The 4,092-nt window shown below is 58.0% G+C and carries 7 protein-coding genes; all 7 read right to left on the reverse strand.

Annotation, left to right across the window (positions count from 1 at the left end):
* Window positions 1-529: hypothetical protein (locus M3O22_08770; GenBank protein MDP9196833.1), on the reverse strand; the 529-nt coding region annotated here is incomplete at its 3' end.
* Entirely contained in the window at window positions 526-1,014 is a 489-nt protein-coding gene (locus M3O22_08775; GenBank protein MDP9196834.1) for a hypothetical protein, read from the reverse strand. The genes M3O22_08775 and M3O22_08770, both read right to left, overlap by 4 nt.
* The gene (locus M3O22_08780; GenBank protein MDP9196835.1) at window positions 1,011-1,526 is read right to left on the reverse strand and encodes a hypothetical protein; all 516 of its coding nucleotides are present in this window, start codon (window positions 1,524-1,526) and stop codon (window positions 1,011-1,013) included. Before M3O22_08780 ends, M3O22_08775 begins: the two co-directional genes overlap by 4 nt.
* Complete coding sequence (locus M3O22_08785; GenBank protein MDP9196836.1) at window positions 1,523-2,044, reverse strand: hypothetical protein; 522 nt, start codon at window positions 2,042-2,044, stop codon at window positions 1,523-1,525. Before M3O22_08785 ends, M3O22_08780 begins: the two co-directional genes overlap by 4 nt.
* Window positions 2,041-2,520 carry a hypothetical protein gene (locus M3O22_08790; GenBank protein MDP9196837.1) on the reverse strand — a complete coding sequence of 160 codons (480 nt, stop codon included), beginning with the start codon at window positions 2,518-2,520 and terminating at the stop codon, window positions 2,041-2,043. The genes M3O22_08785 and M3O22_08790 overlap by 4 nt, the downstream gene beginning before the upstream one ends.
* Window positions 2,504-3,559: a GTPase ObgE gene (obgE, locus tag M3O22_08795; protein ID MDP9196838.1), complete on the reverse strand. Its 1,056-nt coding sequence runs from the start codon at window positions 3,557-3,559 to the stop codon at window positions 2,504-2,506. The genes M3O22_08790 and obgE overlap by 17 nt, the downstream gene beginning before the upstream one ends.
* A 371-nt stretch (window positions 3,560-3,930) precedes the next feature.
* Window positions 3,931-4,092: 50S ribosomal protein L27 (locus tag M3O22_08800; protein MDP9196839.1), on the reverse strand; the 162-nt coding region annotated here is incomplete at its 5' end.

Consider the following 4,092-nt stretch of genomic DNA (forward strand, 5'->3'; position numbering starts at 1 on the left):
GGCCGATGTGATGCTCGATGACCGTGGCTGCGGCCCCTTCCGCGGCCACCACAAGCACGCGCGGAAAGATCGCCGCCGGCGCGTCTGTGGCGCAGGTTACAAAAACCAGCTGGAGAGGACTGTCCACGGTTCCGTCCAGATGCAGGACAAGAGACTTGCCAGACAGGGCTGCGTTCAGGGCCGTCAGCGAAGACTGTGCAGCAGGCACAACCGTGCCGGACAGGGCATCCGCAGAAGACCAGCGCACCCCCGGAATCTGAGGCAGACTTCCCTGCAGCTGGCCGTTAAGAACCAGCACGCGATGGCCCGGGCCGGGTAAAAGACGGTTTTTTATCTGCTCCTGCCAGTCCGGCGAAACAGCGGGGGGACTACTGAATTCCAGCTTGTCCAGAAACGCCAGGTTGGTCCAGCGCCAGCGCTCGTCCCGGACCGTGGGCAGACCTGTGTACAGCACCCGGGCCTGGGGCGACACGCCGGACCACAACTGCCGGAACGGATCAGGCGTTGAAGAGGCGGGCTGCGTGGTCATGCCGTAACACCCGTCTTTTTATCCTGCGCCCGGCTGTAAAGAAACATGATGATCACGCCGGGAAGAGCATAGAAATACGAAATCCCCAGCGAGAGGATCAGCAGAGCTGCCGCAGGCCTGATTCCGACAAGAAACAGATGCAACGCCACTGTAAACAGCAGGGGAATTCCCAGGGCCAGCAGGATATTCCCCCGCACTGACAATCGCGGAATGATGAAAAAAAGCAGGGCTGCCAGAGGAATATAGACAATCTGGCCCACAATACCCCCCAGCATCAGAAGACCGGGCAACCAGAGAAAGGATGGGACTGATTCCAGCCCCTGAGGCTCCAGCCCCATCATGAGTTCCATGCAGGCCATGACCACAGCCGCCACCAGCGTCCCCACCCACGGCAGGGCGTAGACACCCCGGTACACCCATACCTCCCGGCGTGACAGCCTGCGGGTCCAGAAGGAGGGAGAAACAGGCTCAGAAAACGGAGTCATGCGGCAGCCTCTGAAATCCTGTGACCGGTTTTCCTGTCCTGCCTCCTGCTGTACAAGACCATGATGCCAGCACCAAGGGTGGCGTAAAAATATGCAACCGCCAGAGGAAGGAACATCAAGGACGGCCCAACCTTCATATCGTCGGGTACGAAGGCATTGAAAAGAAGATACAGCCCTCCAACAAAAAACAGGGGGAGAAGGAGAGCCAGAAGGATATTACCCTTTACAGAGAGCTGTGGAATGATGAAAAAAATCATGGCCGCCAGGATGGTATAGGGAATCAGCCCTGTGATCCCCGCAGCAGCCAGACTCCCGGCAATTACACCGATAATCGTCACTATCCCCTGGAAAAAGACAGGAACTTCATGCTGGACCGTAGCTGCAACCAGGGCTGGAACAATACCCAGAGCTGTCCCGATCCAGGGCAGGGCGTAGACACCCCGGTATACCCACACCTCCCGGCGCGACAGCCTGCGGGTCCAGAAGGAGGGAGAGGGAGGGGATGTGTTCATGCTGTCGTCCCGGGCAAAGGAGCATGAAGGCGTCTGTAATGCCGCCGGCTGTACAGAAACATGATGATGGCCCCGGAAACAGCATAGAAATATGAAATCCCCAGCGAGAGGAGCGGAAGGACCAGCAGGCGGGGTTCAAAAACCCGCATGAATTCCTGAGGGTCTATGGCTATAAAAAACAGACACGCGGCAGCCGTAAAAGGCAGTGGCAGAAACAGGGCCAGCAGAGTGTTTCCCCGTACAGACAGTCGGGGAATGACAAAAAACAGGATGGCCATGATCGGGATATAGATTATCTGATTGCCAAGGCTTGCTGACTTCACCAGCTCAAACAGATAGTAGTAATCATGATACAGCGTTTCAGCGCCCACTATGAGCGTCATCACACTCTCCAGTACCGCAACCAGCATCGTTGCCACCCACGGCAGGGTGTAGACGGCCCGGTACACCCATACCTCACGGCGGGACAGCCGACGGGTCCAGAAGGACAAAGTAGCGGGTTCAGAAGATACTGTCATGCGGTCGTCCGGGAATAGCCGGGAAGCTGCTTTCTGTGCTCATGGCGGCTGTACAGGAATGCGGCAAGGGCTCCGGGAAGGGCATAGAAATACGAAACGCAGAGAGCAAAAAACAGGAAGGCCCCCACATTCGGCTCACCAAATACAGCCTGCACGACGAGACAGAATGGAAGCGGGGCCATCAATCCGTATACGAAATTCTGTTTCATGGACATTTTTGGCACAAGGAAGAAAGTCAGAACAAAAAACGCACTGTAAAACCACCGGCTTATTTCCCAGCTTTCATCAAGAATGTGCGCCAGAACGCCTGCAAGCTCCGGCAGCAGGAAGGGGGACCTGGTGTCCAGTCGGGCCAGATACCCTGCAATCAGTGACCCTGCAACGGGCAGCAGATAGATCGCCCGGTACACCCATACCTCGCGGCGGGACAGTTCCCGGTTCCAGAATGAGGGGATCGTGTCAGATACTGTCGTCACCGGACTCCTCCGTATGAACTGCCTCTTCTTCCTGCTGTTTTTCCATTTCGCGCCAGGTGCGGATGCGCTCCAGCAGGGCGAACAGAACAGGCTGGACACCTTCCCCGGAGACGCCGGACAGAACCATGACCGGACTGTCTGTCACCTGTTCCAGCGCTGCCTTTTTCTCTGCAACTTCTTCTTCCAGCAGGGCATCGCACTTGTTCAGGCCCACGATCTGCGGCTTGTCCACAAGGCCGTGGCCGTAGGCCTCCAGCTCGCCCCGGATAATCGTATACGACTGCACCACATCCTCGGCCGTGCCATCAATCAGGTGCAGCAGCACGCCCGTGCGTTCCACATGGCCCAGGAACCGGTCTCCCAGACCCAGACCTTCGCTGGCCCCCTCGATCAGGCCGGGGATATCCGCCAGTACAAACTCGGAATCACCCACATGCACCACACCCAGATTGGGAGTCAGGGTGGTGAAAGGATAGTCGGCAATCTTCGGCCGCGCCCGGCTGCAGGCCGCCAGGAATGTGGACTTGCCCGCGTTGGGCAGGCCCACCAGCCCCGCGTCGGCAATCAGCTTCAGGCGCAGCCACACCTCCCGCTCCTGCCCCGGCCAGCCGGGATGGCTCTGCCGCGGTGCGCGGTTGGTGGATGTTTTGTAGTGGGTATTGCCAAAGCCGCCATCACCGCCCTTCAGCAATACAAGCCTCTGGCCGATCCGGGTCAGGTCGGCCAGAACCGTCTCCTGGTCTTCCGCCAAGATCTGGGTGCCCACAGGGACTTTCAGAACCACATCAGCAGCGTCAGCGCCCGTGCGGTTGCGGCCCATGCCATGTCCGCCGGGTTTGGCCTTGAAATGCTGTTGATAGCGATAGTCGATCAGGGTGTTCAGACCATCCACCGCCTCGAACACCACATCACCGCCCTTGCCGCCGTTACCGCCGTCCGGGCCGCCGAACTCGATGAACTTCTCACGGCGAAAGCCGACGCATCCGGCACCACCGTCGCCGCTTTTGATATATATCTTTGCCTGATCGAGAAATTTCATGTCCTAACCCTGACTGCAGCGGACGCCTGCTGCGTCACTGCGGTGCTCAGGTCCTCACGTACATCAATGTACGCTCCGGCCTTGCGCTCCTCGTTCCTTGCATTCGCCTCACCGCAGCGGGTTATGCACGGAATCTGCTGTAACAACAATCCGGACTTCCCCAAAACAAAATCGGGGAAACAGCGACTGCTTCCCCCGATTCGCATATCGTGCCGGAAACAGCCCTTTAAACCTGTCCGTAAATAAATTTATACGAGTCTGGATGGCGAAACCTTTTGAGAACCGGGGCGCAGCGTACATAAACGTACGTGAGCACTGGAAGCGCAAAAAGGCAAGCCAGACAGCCGCAGAAATTTATTTACGGACAGGTTTTATTCGGCAGCGTCAGCCGGGGTGACCGATACAAACATCCTCTCGCCGATGGATTCGCGGAAGCTGACCACGCCATCGATTTTCGCAAACAGGGTATGGTCCTTGCCCAGGCCCACGTTCTGGCCGGCATGGAATTTGGCGCCGCGCTGACGCACCAGGAT

The organism is Pseudomonadota bacterium (genome assembly GCA_030775045.1).
In the GTDB taxonomy this organism is placed as follows: Bacteria; Pseudomonadota; Alphaproteobacteria; order JALYJY01; family JALYJY01; genus JALYJY01.